The 14321-nt window shown below is 59.4% G+C and carries 18 protein-coding genes; 5 read left to right on the top strand and 13 right to left on the bottom strand.

Going from position 1 to position 14321, the window contains the following annotated elements:
• Positions 1 to 162: 162 nt before the first annotated feature.
• Positions 163 to 696 carry a hypothetical protein gene (locus D8M21_RS05380; protein WP_048682291.1) on the bottom strand — a complete coding sequence of 178 codons (534 nt, stop codon included), beginning with the start codon at positions 694 to 696 and terminating at the stop codon, positions 163 to 165.
• A 195-nt stretch (positions 697 to 891) separates the two neighbouring features.
• On the opposite strand from D8M21_RS05380, the gene D8M21_RS05375 reads away from it, so the two are divergent.
• Both D8M21_RS05375 and D8M21_RS05370 read left to right on the top strand, forming a co-directional pair.
• A complete protein-coding gene (locus D8M21_RS05375; protein ID WP_048682293.1) occupies positions 892 to 1650 on the top strand; it encodes a response regulator transcription factor in 759 nt (252 codons plus the stop codon).
• Positions 1650 to 3149 carry a sensor histidine kinase gene (locus D8M21_RS05370; protein WP_126855702.1) on the top strand — a complete coding sequence of 500 codons (1500 nt, stop codon included), beginning with the start codon at positions 1650 to 1652 and terminating at the stop codon, positions 3147 to 3149. The genes D8M21_RS05375 and D8M21_RS05370 overlap by 1 nt, the downstream gene beginning before the upstream one ends.
• A 40-nt stretch (positions 3150 to 3189) precedes the next feature.
• On the opposite strand, the gene D8M21_RS05365 is transcribed toward D8M21_RS05370, so the two are convergent.
• From D8M21_RS05365 to D8M21_RS05335, 7 genes are all read right to left on the bottom strand, one after another.
• On the bottom strand, positions 3190 to 3705 hold the full coding sequence (locus D8M21_RS05365; RefSeq protein WP_048682572.1) for a mycothiol transferase: 516 nt from the start codon (positions 3703 to 3705) through the stop codon (positions 3190 to 3192).
• A gap of 394 nt (positions 3706 to 4099) precedes the next feature.
• Positions 4100 to 4369: a GlsB/YeaQ/YmgE family stress response membrane protein gene (locus D8M21_RS05360; RefSeq protein ID WP_048682299.1), complete on the bottom strand. Its 270-nt coding sequence runs from the start codon at positions 4367 to 4369 to the stop codon at positions 4100 to 4102.
• 352 nt (positions 4370 to 4721) lie between these two features.
• Positions 4722 to 5318: a hypothetical protein gene (locus D8M21_RS05355; RefSeq protein ID WP_085528500.1), complete on the bottom strand. Its 597-nt coding sequence runs from the start codon at positions 5316 to 5318 to the stop codon at positions 4722 to 4724.
• Positions 5315 to 5878 (bottom strand): DUF6286 domain-containing protein, encoded by a 564-nt coding sequence (locus D8M21_RS05350; protein ID WP_048682304.1) that lies wholly within the window; start codon positions 5876 to 5878, stop codon positions 5315 to 5317. The genes D8M21_RS05355 and D8M21_RS05350 overlap by 4 nt, the downstream gene beginning before the upstream one ends.
• Entirely contained in the window at positions 5875 to 6294 is a 420-nt protein-coding gene (locus D8M21_RS05345; RefSeq protein WP_082156830.1) for an Asp23/Gls24 family envelope stress response protein, read from the bottom strand. Before D8M21_RS05345 ends, D8M21_RS05350 begins: the two co-directional genes overlap by 4 nt.
• 2 nt (positions 6295 to 6296) lie before the next feature.
• On the bottom strand, positions 6297 to 6479 hold the full coding sequence (locus D8M21_RS05340) for a hypothetical protein (RefSeq protein ID WP_048682307.1): 183 nt from the start codon (positions 6477 to 6479) through the stop codon (positions 6297 to 6299).
• Between the two features lie 67 nt (positions 6480 to 6546).
• Positions 6547 to 7002 (bottom strand): Asp23/Gls24 family envelope stress response protein, encoded by a 456-nt coding sequence (locus D8M21_RS05335; protein ID WP_048682309.1) that lies wholly within the window; start codon positions 7000 to 7002, stop codon positions 6547 to 6549.
• Positions 7003 to 7177: 175 nt separating this feature from the next.
• Here D8M21_RS05335 and D8M21_RS05330 point away from each other — a divergent pair, with 175 nt between their 5' ends.
• The 3 genes from D8M21_RS05330 to D8M21_RS05320 are packed head-to-tail and all read left to right on the top strand — an operon-like array spanning position 7178 to position 8731.
• On the top strand, positions 7178 to 7759 hold the full coding sequence (locus D8M21_RS05330; protein WP_048682312.1) for an RNA polymerase sigma factor: 582 nt from the start codon (positions 7178 to 7180) through the stop codon (positions 7757 to 7759).
• Positions 7756 to 8307 (top strand): hypothetical protein, encoded by a 552-nt coding sequence (locus D8M21_RS05325; RefSeq protein ID WP_048682315.1) that lies wholly within the window; start codon positions 7756 to 7758, stop codon positions 8305 to 8307. The genes D8M21_RS05330 and D8M21_RS05325 overlap by 4 nt, the downstream gene beginning before the upstream one ends.
• Positions 8300 to 8731 carry a hypothetical protein gene (locus D8M21_RS05320; RefSeq protein ID WP_048682317.1) on the top strand — a complete coding sequence of 144 codons (432 nt, stop codon included), beginning with the start codon at positions 8300 to 8302 and terminating at the stop codon, positions 8729 to 8731. The genes D8M21_RS05325 and D8M21_RS05320 overlap by 8 nt, the downstream gene beginning before the upstream one ends.
• Positions 8732 to 9125: 394 nt before the next feature.
• On the opposite strand, the gene D8M21_RS11550 is transcribed toward D8M21_RS05320, so the two are convergent.
• From D8M21_RS11550 to D8M21_RS05300, 5 genes are all read right to left on the bottom strand, one after another.
• Positions 9126 to 9248: a hypothetical protein gene (locus tag D8M21_RS11550; RefSeq protein WP_274542916.1), complete on the bottom strand. Its 123-nt coding sequence runs from the start codon at positions 9246 to 9248 to the stop codon at positions 9126 to 9128.
• Positions 9249 to 9725: 477 nt separating this feature from the next.
• Positions 9726 to 11360: an OPT/YSL family transporter gene (locus tag D8M21_RS05315; RefSeq protein WP_126855701.1), complete on the bottom strand. Its 1635-nt coding sequence runs from the start codon at positions 11358 to 11360 to the stop codon at positions 9726 to 9728.
• Positions 11361 to 11383: 23 nt separating this feature from the next.
• Positions 11384 to 12337 (bottom strand): DUF1177 domain-containing protein, encoded by a 954-nt coding sequence (locus D8M21_RS05310; RefSeq protein WP_048682319.1) that lies wholly within the window; start codon positions 12335 to 12337, stop codon positions 11384 to 11386.
• Positions 12334 to 13059, bottom strand: coding sequence for a dipeptidase PepE (pepE, locus tag D8M21_RS05305; RefSeq protein WP_048682321.1), 726 nt, complete (start codon positions 13057 to 13059; stop codon positions 12334 to 12336). Before pepE ends, D8M21_RS05310 begins: the two co-directional genes overlap by 4 nt.
• Positions 13059 to 14258, bottom strand: coding sequence for an aminotransferase class V-fold PLP-dependent enzyme (locus D8M21_RS05300; RefSeq protein ID WP_048682323.1), 1200 nt, complete (start codon positions 14256 to 14258; stop codon positions 13059 to 13061). The genes pepE and D8M21_RS05300 overlap by 1 nt, the downstream gene beginning before the upstream one ends.
• Positions 14259 to 14321 lie beyond the last annotated feature (63 nt).

The raw sequence follows: 14321 nt of genomic DNA, 5'->3' as shown, positions 1-14321 counted from the left end.
AGGGAGAGGGCTCGGGGGGTCTGAACGTACCGACGCGGCAACCGGTCGGTACACGTTTTGTCAACGACACCATCATTTTATCGCACCCTGGCGCAGATCGCATCGTTCGTCGTCAAATTTACACGTTTCCTCACGGGTATTTCCACCCGGTGACATCTTTGCCTACTCGGAGGTTCCACCCGGCGGTGTACCTCCCGCCTCGCCTGTGGGAGGAGCCTCCCCGTTTTGCCCGGTCATTCCGCCTTCACCGGGTTGTGGCGCCTGTCCGTTCTCCCCGGATTGGCCTCCGGGCGCCGAGGTTGAACCGTTCTGACCCGAACCGTTCTCACCACCCTCCGCTGTCCCAGGTGACTGACCTTCCGTTCCAGTCTGCCCGGAACCTTGCTGGGGTGAGGTCTGCCCCATCCCATGGCTCGCGTCGGTTCCGCTGGTCGACGAGCCGGTTGAGGAGAGCCCAAAGGCCGCGCCCGTCGCGGTTCCGGTCACGGCGACGGCGAGTGCCGCCGTGGCCAACGTCTTCTTGGTCGTCCATCGATCGGGCCGTGGTTCCCGGTGTTCATTCCATTCGGAGGCGGGCGCACCCCACACCGGCCCTTGGCCTACGGTGGCGGATGGATACGGTGTGTGCCGCGTGATGCGCGCGGTGCGTGGATGGCGGTGGGATCCGCCCGTTGGAGTGGGATCGTGGTCGGTCATCAAAGGTCCTTTCGTCAATCTCAAGGCTCCGGAAAGTGGTGTGGCACTTTCCGAGGGTGGAGCACCCGATGTTCTTTCGAGCCTGGTTCGCGCACTTATGTGTGCGCTGTGACCTTTCGCAGATAGGGCTGTGACCTGGCCGTTTTGGGCCTCTCAGCCCTCGAAATCCCACGTAAAACCACTAGTCTGTGAAACATGAGCCACCCGTCGAGCACGTCAACCCCCGCCGAAATCGCCAAGAACCTCCCCGTTTTGGAGCATCCAGACGGTAGCCCCATCCGAGCCATCGTCGTCGATGACGAGGTCATGTTGGCGGAACTCATCAGCGTGGGTCTGCGCATGATCGGCTGGGAAGTCCAGCACGCCGGCGATGGTCCGAGCGCCCTTGAGGCAGCACGGCGTCTCAATCCGGACGTCTTGGTCCTGGACATCATGATGCCCGGCTTCGACGGCATCGAACTGTTGGGGCGAATCCGCCAGTTCTTGCCCGAGGTCCCGTGTCTCTTCCTCACCGCGAAGGACGCCGTGGACGACCGCATCCAAGGCCTCGCCGCAGGGGCCGACGACTACGTGACCAAACCGTTCTCCATGGAAGAGGTCATGATCCGCCTGCACCGCCTCGTACAGCGCTCCGGTATCGCCGTCGCCGACGACGCCGAACTCGTCGTCGGCGACCTCGTCCTCAACCAAGACACCCGCGAAGTAACCCGTGCCGGCGAAGAAATTCAACTGACCGCGACGCAATTCGAGCTCCTTCGGTATCTCATGGAGAACCCACGTCGCGTCGTCTCCAAGTCACAGATTCTCGACAACGTGTGGAATTACGACTTCGGCGGACAGGCGAACATTGTGGAGCTCTACATCTCCTACCTCCGCAAGAAAATCGACGTCGGCCGCGAACCCATGATTCACACGGTCCGTGGCGCCGGATATGTGATCAAGCCCGTCGCCTGATGAGTCCGTCCACGCGAGAGGAATCCCGCCCCTCCCCGGCTTGGCATCCCGCCGGATGGCGTTTACGGACTCGGTTGATCGTGCTCCTGATGCTTTTCCTCGGGCTCGCCTGCCTGGCTATTGGCCTAGTGAGTTACGGGGCCATGAATGCCACGTTGAAGGGCCAGCTGCACGGTCAGCTCTCCGAGGCGTCGCACCGAGCCACGAGCTTTTCGGGGACGAGGCCCGGCCAGGGCACGGGGGCAAACGCCGGAACCCCGCCCAATCCCCTGAACGCGCCGGGTCAAGCCGCAGGCACGCTCAACGCCCGTTTCTCAGCTCAGGGGTTCCTCTCGGGAGGAATCTTGGACTCCGGCGGGGAGATTCAGAACCTGACATCGGAAGACCAAAGCACCCTGCGCGCGATTCGGCCTGGTGAGGAAAAGGACGTCGACCTGACCAGCGGGGACTACCTCGTGGTGGCCGAAACCGATCCGAGCGGGCAGATCGTCGTGACCGGTCTGCCCCTGAAGGGAGTGCATCACACGCTCAAATCCCTCGTCGCGATTATGGCGGGAGTTTCAGGGACGTCCTTGGTGTTGGCCGGCATCATGGGCTCGGCGGCCATTCGACGCACGATGAAGCCCCTCGAGCGTGTGTCGGCGGTCGCGACCAGCGTATCGAGGCTCGACCTTGAGTCCGGGCAGCTCCCGGCGGCCAGCCGAGTCAGCCCCCGAGACGCCCGAAGTGATACCGAAGTTGGCGCCGTCGGCCACGCCTTCAACCAAATGCTCGACAACGTGGGATCAGCGCTCACCGCCCGCCAGAAGTCTGAGGACCACATGCGAGAATTCGTGGGGAACGCCTCGCACGAACTCAGGACTCCCCTGGCCTCCATTCGGGGATATTCCGACCTCCTCAAGTGGACCGAGAACTTCACCGACGAGGGCCGCACGTCCCTCGAGAGGATCGATTCGCAGTCGCAACGTATGGCCGCGCTCGTGGACGACCTCTTGTTACTGGCCCGGCTCGATGAGGGACGCGAACCTGCTTGGGAAACCGTGGATTTGACGGAGCTGGTCGTGGAAAACGTCGCCGACACCCAGGTCGCCGCGCCTCTCCACGAATGGCGCCTGGAGTTACCCGCGGAGCCGATCACGCTGCGCGCGGACCCACGACAGGTCCAGCAGATTCTCCTGAACCTGCTCTCCAATGCACGCAAACACACGGAGGAGGGGACCCGGGTCACGACGGCGCTGAGCCCCTCAGCCAATGGGCACGACGCCGTCCTCACCGTGACCGATAACGGCCCGGGCATTGACCCGAATTTTCAGGACAAAATATTTGGCCGTTTCGCCCGAGCCGATCAGGCTCGATCCGGTGGAGAAGGCACCACGGGCCTCGGACTGGCCATCGTTAAAGCCCTCGTCGAAGCGCACGGCGGGACCATCGGACTGACCTCGCGCCCCGGTCACACGGAATTTGAGGTCCGGCTACCCCTCGCCTCTTCCGTCGAGTGAGGATGGCCCACATGGAGCCGGGCCCTCCGATCGGCAGGGTTTAGCCCTGTGCGGTCGGCTTCATTCCGGTGATGTACATGGCCTGGCCGAGATGCTCCAAGGCATCCTCGGAGACGCTCACGAGGCGCGCACCCCGCGTTACCGGCGGGTCCCAGTTCTCGTCGACGACGTCATCCAGATCCGCCTCGGTCAGCGTGCCGATGTACTCCAGCTCCGCGGCGATCACGGCGTCGAGGTGTTCGAACAACAACTCAACATCATCGACGACGATCGAGCGGGCACGTTCCGGGTTATGCCCGTATCCAAGCTCGTGAGGTTCCAATTCCAGGCCAAAGCGTTCGTCGAAGCCCTGAGCGGTCCACACCGTCTCACGGCCGGACAGCTCGCTGACCTGTTCGTCGATCTCGCGGCCGGTATGCCACAGCAACCAGGCCATCGAGTTGTCGTGATCCCCCGGGTGCTCGTTGAGCATCTCCGGGGGCGCATGTTCTTTGAGCCGTGCGGCCGATTCGGAGGGCCTCTTGGCCAGGTCAGTAAGCAGTGAAATCGCGTCCATGACTTCGACGATACGCTTCAGTCCGGCGTCGGTCACCCATCGAGCAAGGGGGCCAGAAAAAGTGAGATTCTGTGGCCAAAAATACCGAGTTTTGCCTTGTCGGAAGCCTAATGCCCGCGTAAAGTCAGTTTCGCTCGAGCGGCGTGTTGGCTCAAGAGCCGTTCGGGGGTGACCCCGGGCAGAGTTCTTGTACGCGACACCTGCCCGGGCACCGGGTCGGCTCGGAATCTTCTGATTACTGAGCCGGCCCCGCCCTTTTTAAAGAGGCCTCCTGTGCACTCTACGGCGAGGCTCCTCGGTGAGTGTTATGACAAAGCGGGGCGGCCCAGAAGGGCCGCCCCGCTTTTCTCACGAGTCGTCGTGACTCACGGCTCATCGTGAGTCCGTCGCATGACTACGCGCGGTTCTTATTGCGACCGAAGATCAGGCCCCAAATGAACAGCACGATGAGTGATCCGACGAGCGCCAGGATCCACGTGGTGAGAGAAAAGAAGCCATTTCCCTGAACGTGGAACAACACTTTGCCAAGCCAACCACCCAGCAAACCTCCGACGATACCGAGAATCATGGTGACGATGATCCCGCCACCCTGACGGCCCGGCATGATGAGCTTTGCCAACGCTCCAACAACGAGTCCGATGATAATCCAGCTAAAAATATTCATGGTCAATTCCCTTTCAAAAGGTGTGAATGAATTTTCCGTGTTGGCTCAGAACAAATTGTACCCAGCATGACCCACCTGGTCACACGGAATCACGGATTTCAATTTTAATATTTTTGTAGCCTCCGTCACGGCGTTTCCCCGGCAATCCGACGCTGGTCGCGCAGACCCTCATATAGGCCAAACGGCCCGTCGAATTTTCGGCGAGCCGTTTGGCATATATTCCGGAAAAGTACTCAATTCCCGGAATTCTCGACCGTGGGGTCCCCCAAAAAATCTCCCCTAACACCCGCCGAGCGAGATGCGCGCTGGAGGGTTGGGACTAGACTCCACGATCAGGTTTCTTGTATTCCGCTCATTGCACCTGCACGGTGCGTTTCGAACGGGAATTTCGAGTTACCGAATAGGCGATTCCGACGCTATTCAGAGGGCCGCCCAAGACTCGGGCGGCGGCTGGCACCACCTGCTCGCGAATCTCTCGAGTCACGGTGGGAAGATCGGCTCGCTCGTGAACGGTGACGTCCAGTACGAGCTCGGCGTTGGTTCGCTCGCCCTTAAGCCCCGCTTTGGCGTCCGTAACATTCGTGAGCGTTTGAACGTGTTCCGCGATGGCAGAAGCAATCACCTTAGAATCCACCAAGGTCACGCCGTACCGGGGGTCCCGCTGAAAGCGGAAGGTCGAGGCCCCTGCGCTCCGGGGCGCTTGGCGAATGAACCACCATAGCGCCACGATGATCAACAGGATGCCGACGGCGATGGTCGCCGCGGCGAGCCACCCAGCCTCCAGGAGCCCACCGGCTCCTTGCAGCGGCGTGCCGTCAGGAGCCCACGTGCTACCGGCCGAGGAGAACACCCCGCCCGCCACGAGGCCCCATCCGACTCCCGCGATGAGGAGGATGCATCCGATGATGGTGAGCCAGGTTCGGTTAAAAGCACCTGCGGTTTTTTTCATGACACGTCCTTGCTCTGCGCGGTGACCCGCACCTTGGGGAAGGTTTCGAGCTCGGCCGAGGCCAAACGATTCTCGACGGCCTGTTGCACCTGACCCACTAATGCTTCGGTGGAACGCAACGGCGTCGTGATCTGCACCGTGACCTTTTTGGGCGTGGCCGTGGACTTAACCCCGGCGACGCCGTCCACCTGGGCGGCCGCAGCCGAGGCGAGGGTCGCGAGGCCACGGTTATCAACCACGGCGTCGATGGGACCACGGGCACCAGAGGTGGGTTCCGGCTGGCGGCCCAGCATGGCGGCGTTGAACCCTCCAGGGATGATGGCGCAGAGCAACAGGATCACGCCCAAGACGGCGGAAGCTATCGCCACACCCCACCCCCAGCTGGAGTTCCATGCCGCCGAGGACGCGGAGTTGGCCGCGTCGGTCAGTTGGGGCCACCACTGGCCAGTGGAGAGCTTCTGGATACCCGCGATGGTCAGCAGTATTCCGACCGCAAGGATCACGAGCGCAACCACAATTGACGGGGTGGCGCGCAAGGGGCGCCGTCGCAGTGATTTCACAGCAGAACCCTTTCGCTTTGATGATGCTGAGGCACGAGGTACTTGACTCGAATATCCACCTGTCGAACCTCGACGCCGGCTAGGCGGGACACGGTGCGCACGAGGGCCTCACGGACCTGCTCGGTCGTCTCCTCCAACGGGAGGGGATATTCAATGCCGAGTTCGACGCTGAGCACAGCGATCGACCCCGTGAGTTCCACCTTGACGTTGGGGCGAGAATCGAGATCGGCGTGGCCACCCATGCCGAGGAATCCTCCCCCTCGACCACCGACGCTCGAGAATTCTGAAGCGCACTGCGCCGCGATCTTCTCGACCACGCGGTCGGCCACGACGAGGCGACCTCGCTCCCCCTCCGATTCACGTGACCCGGAAACCCCGGAGGGAGAAGTGCCCTGCTCTGGCGCACTGGTAGACATGGTCACCTCCTGTCAGAACCGCGGCCCATCAAGGAGCGCAGGTCCAGCCGTCCTTCCAGGATCAGGCCGACGGCGCCACCGATCACGGCAAAGACGACGGCGGTGAGGAATGCGAGGAATCCTCCGAAGAACGCGATGGCGCCCAACGCCAGACCGACGATGAGTCCTAAGTGACTCGGTTTCATGCTGTGTCCCTTCCCAGAGAAAAATTTGAGGGGTGGGGCCGGCACCAGTGCGCCGGCCCCTACTCAATTACTGAAGCTCGCGGTCGTTCGACTCTTCGTTCTGGTTGTCGTCGTTGGGCAGGTGGACGTCGGTGACGTCGATGTTGACCTCGATGACGTCCAGGCCGGTGGCCTGCTCGACCGTGCGGATCACGTTGCGGCGGATGCTGTTCGCGATCTCGACGACGGACGTGCCGTATTCGATGACGATGCTGAGATCAACGGCCGCCTGCTTTTCTCCCTTTTCCACGGAGACGCCGCCGGCGACGTTGGTCTGCGATCCCGGGATGCGCTCCGAGAGCGAGTCGAAGGCGCGGCGTGCGGCGTTGCCCATGGAGTAAACGCCGGGAACCTCGCGGGCGGCAATGCCGGCGAGCTTCTGGACGACGGTGTCGTTGATGGTCGTGTTGCCCTTGCTGGTCTGCAGAGGGCTTACCGATTCGCCAACGCTGCTGTTCTGCGGTGCCTTGTTTTCATGTGCCATGATGATGACTCCCTTGATCTGGTCGAAACGGGCTTGTACCTATACTGACGAGGCTGCGAACCATTCGTCACGACTTTTCTTAAAGAATTTTTTTGGGTGCCATTAGGGGCTTCAATCTGCGAGGATGGTGGGCATCATGGCCTTTTGGGGCGACCAGAGGCAAGGAGGCGCATCCATGAATTCCGACGATGAGTTCACCCCGGAGTACATCGCCACCTTGGTCTTGCGTGCTCAGGACGGAGATCTCGACTCTTTCGCACGGCTCGTGGATCGCTATCAGGCGCCCCTTCTTCGACTTTCCTACCGGATGCTCGGCAATCGCGCCGACGCGGAGGATGTCGCCCAGGAGTCGCTGGTGAAGGCATGGACCACGTTGGAACACCTCGCGATCCCGGAAGCGTTTCCGACGTGGCTCTATCGGCAGGCCGTGAATCGTTGCAAGGACATATTGCGGTCACCAAAGCGCTCCGCGACTGTCCCGATCGATGAGACGAATCAAGACCACCCCTCGATGACCGATACTCGACCCGCGAATGACCCTCAGCGTGTGACGGAGGTGCATTCGAGCATGGATGAGCTGTCACGACTTCTGCTGACCTTGCCCGATGACCAACGGGCATGTTGGGTCCTACGGGAATACATGGGCCTTTCCTATGCGGAAATCTCAGAAACGCTCGCGACCCCGGTTGCCACGGTGCGCGGTCGACTCTCCCGAGCACGCGCGCGTCTGGCCCAGGACATGAAGGAATGGCGATGAATAACGACGAACCTTTGGAATGCGGGCGAACCGTCGAATCTGTCATGGACACCAAGGACTCCGTGCCGGATGAGCACCAACGCGCTTGCCCGCATTGCTCCGATCTGCGCGACCGGCTTCAGCAGCTCGATCGCATGACCGATGCAGCCCAGCGGGAAGACCGCTCCCTCACGATGACTTCCCAAGCCCGGGAGCGAGTGTTGAACTTCGCTCGCTCAACCCTGCGCCGCGGCGCGGACATCCCGGTGCATCGCGACGACGACGCCACCGTATCCTTCAGTCAACTGGTGATCTCCCGTACCGCCCGTGAAATCGTCGATGCCCACCCGGGGCTCATGGCCCGACGTTGCACCGTGACCGGCTCCGAAGACCCCGCTGACGGGCTGCAACCGCTCACGCTGCGCATCGGCCTGACCGTTTCGCCCACTTTCCATTTCCAAGATCTCGACGACGTCGTCCGCCCCGCGATCAGGGACATCATGTCGAGCAAGCTGGGGGCGCACGTCGCCGACATCGAATTTTCTGTGGAGGATGTGCTCAATGACTAGCCAACGTTCATCTCGGTCAAGCTCTCCATCCGAGTCAGCGGCTTCCAGCAAGGGCACTGGAACGGCAGCCGTTTCCGGCACGGTCATTTCGACCGATCGACCGGAAGGGCTTATCGAGGTTCTCGCCCGGTCCATCGACGCCGTTCCGGGCGTCACCCGTCGTGAGGCCGGTATCGGGGATTTCCTACGCACGCTCTGGAAGCGCCAACCGACCACCGAAGCGGACGAAACTCACGGACTCTCTTTGAATCAGGAGGGTTCGACGGCGACGCTCACGGCAGCCGTCTGGGTCGCCGAGGACTCTGGAGTCACGGCCCTCAGCATCGCCCAGGCCGTGGCGACGCGGGTGAATGAGGTCATTACGGCGCACGGCCTGACGCCGGGGACTCACAGTATTTCCGTGCGCGAGATCGAGCGGGTCTAGCTGTACTGGCCGCGACGATCATTCGTTTCCCGGATGACACCAAATCCCTGAATGCGGTTTGCACCTTGCATCCGTCTCCCATCGGTTTTTCCCAGAGGCTTCTGAGGGGCAAGACAGGAGGACGTCACAGGAGGGTTTCGAGTCTGTTATTTCAAGGGTTTCGTAAACGCCCTGATCCATGCCGAGACAAAGGCTTGCTCGACTTGCCCTTGGGAGAGGCCGATCAAATGGGCCGCCACCTTGTCTTCGATTTCAGGGTAGACCGCCACGCCCATGCAACTGGCCTATGGCTTGTCCACAGCGCTGAGAAGAAGGTGCTCATCGCGTATTGGCGCGGATGTGATCCTCTGGTGAATTTTCACAATGTCATCACGAGTGAGGTAGACCCAAGAGGTCACCAGGATTCAAGGAGCCGATTCACTCCGGCGAGCCGCTCTTGCGATTCATCAATCAGAGCACTCAATTGAGCAGGAGTAAGAGTGGTGTGTTCCGACCCCTCCGGCATCTGAACTGCCATGTCGCGCTCCTTTCGTTGAGTCCGAGCCTACGAGAAGACCTGAGATCAGGGTAGTGGCTCACAAGCCCGCGAGAGGCACCACGGCCCGGGCAAATACGACGGCTCATCCTTCGATATTCCGTCACGGGAGTGGCCGATACATGAAGAAACCCCAGGGCGGCCAAACGTAGCCAAAAGAGACCCTGGGGCCCGAACCGGCAGCGAACCTTCGTACCTTTTGGGATCTGCTCGGCAGCATCCAGTCCGTTTCTCCGTTGTTGATCTTACAGCTTGCTCTGTAGATACCCCCGACCGGGCGTCCTGAGGTTGGGCGCCCCAAGGCGGGACCAGCGAAGGGGCCTTTTATGGTTGCTCGGCTCTGGCCAGCTCGCCCTCAACTGCGAGGAGTCGCAATAATCGCTGTGTCGGTATGGCGCTTCGACATGGTTCCAACACGATTTCTGACCTCGGAACATACATTGCGTTGTCAGCAAGACATCAAATCCGAATGATCTTGCCGAGGTTGAACAACGAGTCACCGGCAATCAATCCTGCACCAACCAGCCCGACCTCTCGTTCACCTTCTTCACCGCGCCAAGTCGTCCAAAGCTTTCGCGCAAGCAATCCGATGAGGACCAGCCAGCCAGCGTTTGGCGAGGCCACCAACAAGCCCGTTGCGAACAAGACGCCCAGTTGCCGCTGAGGGCCGCCCACGAGCTGAATGATCGCCCCCGGTATGGCCCACAGGGCCATCGTCTTGCCAATAGACGGGTCACTGACGCCGGCTCTGATGGTGTCAGCGAAGACTTGGGAGGTCGGCGGAATGCCGCCACCATTCAACAAGTGGTCCCACGAAATTGCGACGATGCCGATGGCGACAACGATTGCTACCACGGACGCTTGCAGCTGTTGTTTGCGCCCGTCCATTTCGAATGCAGTGTAGGGACGATGTTCTCTCCGCAGGATCCATCCGGCCTTGTAGTCATAACCCATGTCAGCAAAGGCCGGTCCAGTTGCTGAACAGTAGGCAACCAACAAGACCAGGGGTGCGACTGGAATGTGAATCAACAAACCGATAACCAGGAAGATCAGCGTAACTGCAAAAGCCGGGAACCAACCCGCGTGCATTGCAGCCAATCCCACGATCAGTTCGTGAATGATTGCGGCCAATCCGGCAAACAGAACCAGACCCACGATTTCCCACCACGGCAATCCTTCTAGGACGCCTGCAAAGCCGGTAAGAATTACAGCTCCCACCACGAATGCCAAGTACCCAAACCCAAAAGCTCGAGCAAGCTGTTGGGAATTCACCGTGTACTTCAAAGACGGATCAGTCTCGGCAGCTTTTGCGACTTTTGCCTCGCGCTTTTGGGCCGATTTGCTTCGCGAGCCAAAGATGATCCACAGCACCTGAAACAGGGCGACAATGCCGGCCCCGACCATCAGCCCGTGCGGTATGTACAGCTCCGTCAGTTCCACCTGAAACAGGGTCGGAGCGTACTGGGCAATCAGCAGGCCGATTCCGAACATCGTCAAGGACCACATATTGCCGATAAGTGCCACACCGGCAGCGGACATGGGTAGAGAAAGGAATGACCCTCCGATACCTACTGCGGTGCCAGCGGCAAGAATAAGCGCGCGCTTGCCTCCACGCGATCCCGCCTTGATCGTCTCGGCCGCAGCGATCCCCGGCGGCCAAGCGTTGGATGCCGGAAAGAGCTTCGATCCATAGACTTTGAAAAGGACAAAGACGTCTACGAGCACACCTATCGATGCTCCGATCAGCATGGGCCAAACGAGCTCAGGCTTTCCAAGGGCGAATGGAATAGCGATGGGCGCCAAAAGAGCGTTTGCTGCTGCAAATGTCGAGGCCGAAACCGCCGATTGCACCAGGTTCTGTCGATTTTCACTGCGGAGCTTGGATAACCCGAAGAAGGAAACCCTCCCCAGCAGCATGGCGATCACTGCGCCGATGATGCTGGTATTCGCGGAGATTCCCAGCGTAGTAATCAGGTTCAACCCAACGATGGCGCCAAGAACACTCAGAATAATCGTGGGTACTAGCACCACGGGCTCGAAGGCTCTTGGGTGCCGTGTTTCGTTGCTTTCCGGGGCAACCTTGTTCTCAGCCACGTCGCTCACTCCTGTGTCCGGGGCTATTTCTTGCCTGAGGTTTGGAATTGCTTCAGCGACCCGTACCGCGTTTGGAGCTTTTCAAATTCGGATGAATCGAAGAACTCCGCGCGACCCCAGGTGAACTGAACTGCGGTTTCGAGCCCAAATCGAACCGCGTCCAGAATCGCGTCTGGATAGCTCGCTCCCGTCACGCTTCCGGGGACTGCGGCCTTGGCTGTCAGCGCAACCCCAACGACCGGAGCAACCGTTGCAACATGAGGCTGCATGATCGAGTTGAAGTGGTAGAACCCGTTCTCATACGGAGTGATGTCCTGGAGCGATACGGGGAAAGTGAATGCGGGTTCTCCTGTCGCGTTCTCCAGGATGCTGACCAGATCGGGGGCGACAGGCAGAATGTAGCCTTGCTTCGCCGTCGCAGAGATGGCAATTCCGCGATGATTAATAATCTTGTTGCCCTTGGAGGTATCCACGGAAAGGATCGCGTCCATGTTCTCGTCGACCTCGTGATCATTCATTGTCGCGGAGCTGACAGGCGAGCCCATGAAATCTACCGGTTGGTGTTCCGTGATCGACACGTGCGTAGCGACGTGAGTGGTGATGATGACGTCGCCCTGAAGAATGGCTCCGGCCTGATGCATACGAAGCAGCTTCAGCGCAAGTGCTAGAGCAACAATGGATCCGTCGGAGTCAGAGACCATGCCAATGCGCTCAGGTTGAGCTTGCTGGGCTCCTAAGCGACCGACAATTCCCAATGTTCGCCGTTTCCCGCCATGGGTTTTCCCATTGCTTCCCGGAATAGTGACTTTAATGAAATCGCATGTGAATGCCCGATGCGGATCATCGTAGGGGACAGAGTCCACCGTTATGGTGCATCCTGTAGCGCTAGCGGAGTCCAAGAGTTTCTTCACCCCTGCTCCGCTAAGGTCCGGGTCATCGATGAGATTGATAACTTCTGAAACTTCTCTAATGCTCATTTCTTCCCCTTGATTTCGCTAAGGCCAAACGTTTTTCCGGCAGCGATCGTTCTGGGCTGGCAGTTGTGGCTGAACACAATTCCTTCACGTTCACCGAGAATAGTTCCGGTGTCCCCCTGGACATGAAGCGCGCAACCTTCGTATAAGGCCAGGACTTCCTCATTGCTGTTAAGAGTCACGAACTCGGTCAGCCGTTCTTCACGGCTTTCACCGTTGTGACCGGCCGGTTTACCGGATACGAAATGTGGATTGATTTGGAAGGGAACTAAGCCCAGACCTTCAAAAGAGGCCGGCTGCACAATCGGCATGTCATTGGAGGTGCGAATGCTTGGCGTAGCTACATTTGTTCCCGCGCTCCAACCGACGTATGGGATGCCCTCGTCTACTACTCGACGCCGGATCGGGTCCACAAGACCTCCGTGATATAGACGGTCCAGCAAGGCGAAAGTATTGCCGCCTGCTACCGCGATTGCCCCCGCTTCAGATACTGCACGGAGAGGATCCGGCTCGTGATGAATAGAACGAATGGTGTAACCAAGACGTGAAAACGGTTCGGCCGCAAGGGACTCATATTCGTCATAAGTTGGCGTAATCGCCGCATACGGAATATAGAGTACATCCCTCAGTCCACTGCCAAGCAGGGTTTTTAGCTGGCTGGAGGCATGTTCGAGGTAGCCCAAATTGTCTTTCTTAGAGCTGCTCATCAGCATTGCATTGACCATCAGTGCCTACCTTGTTCGTTATCGACAATTGATTTGATAACCGAGATCATGCGGTCGATCTCGGTGTGGGAATTGAAGTAATGTAATGAAGCTCGCGCCATCGTTTCGATCCCGTATGTCTTCAGAATCGGCGTGGCCATGAAGTGACCAGACTCGATAATGATTCCCTGCTCCTCGAGAGCTGATACCAGTTCAGCAGGATCGGTTCCGGCAACGTTGAATGGAATGATGCCCAAGCGATGAGTGGAATCAGGGGGTCCATAAACAGATGCCCCGTCGATGGACCGAATTTTCGCCACGGCATATTCGGTCAGCTCCCGCACGCGTGACTCGATGTCCGCGACACCGATGTGTTCTGCGTAGTCAATGGCTTTTTCGAGAGCCAGGATGACGGGCACATTCGGGGACCCTGCCTCGAAACGGCGAGCCGTGCCCGGAAACTCAATACCGCCGCCCTCACCTATTGAAGCGTTCCACCAGCCGGCCAGTACGGGAGAGAGACTCGAAATTTGTTCTTGCCTCACGTATAAGATGCCGGACCCCTCGACGGACCGAAGCCCCTTCCTGGTGCACGCCGAGAGAAAATCACAACCGATGTGATTGACGTCAGTGGGGATCATCCCCAAGGATTGCGCTGCATCCACGTGAGTTAGAACGCCAGCCCTTCGGGCCACCTGACATATCTGGTCCACTGGCTGCACAGCTCCGGTCACGTTGGACAGGGATGCAAAGCTGATCAGCCTGGTTCGATGAGAAATGGCGTTAGCAACCGACGCAGGGTCGATCAGACCGTGTTCATCGGCCCTGACCGTAACGATTCGAATGCCCAATTCCGGCTCCAGCTGACGCCAGATGGCGACGTTGCTGAGCATCTCAGTATCGGGCAGGATCAGCTCGTCTCCTGGCCTCCACTCAATCCCTCGGCCTACCAAGGAAATCGATTCCGTACCGTTGCGAGTGAAGGCGATTTCCTCGGATTCTGCGCCGATAAACTGTGCGGTCTTGCCCCGTATGTCTTCGATCTTTCGGTATATCTCTGCTCGCAGTGACGGCAGGTATGGACCTGAGTCCACCGTCTTGGCGAGGTAGTCGGCCATTGCCTGTACGGCACTTTTGACTGGCGGTGCAGCGGCTGCCGTATCGAAATATGCGTATTGATGAGTAACTGGGGTCTCATCCCTTATGGATTGCCACTTCACGGATCCACCTTTGTCTGAGTTCTTTAGTCCTTGAGTGAGAGTATGATCTGGACAACACTGGCT

This window comes from Kocuria sp. HSID16901 (assembly GCF_003989425.1).
GTDB classification, from domain to species: Bacteria; Actinomycetota; Actinomycetes; order Actinomycetales; family Micrococcaceae; genus Rothia; species Rothia massiliensis.
Note: the sequence above shows the minus strand (reverse complement) of the source record. Positions and strands in the feature narration are given on the sequence as shown.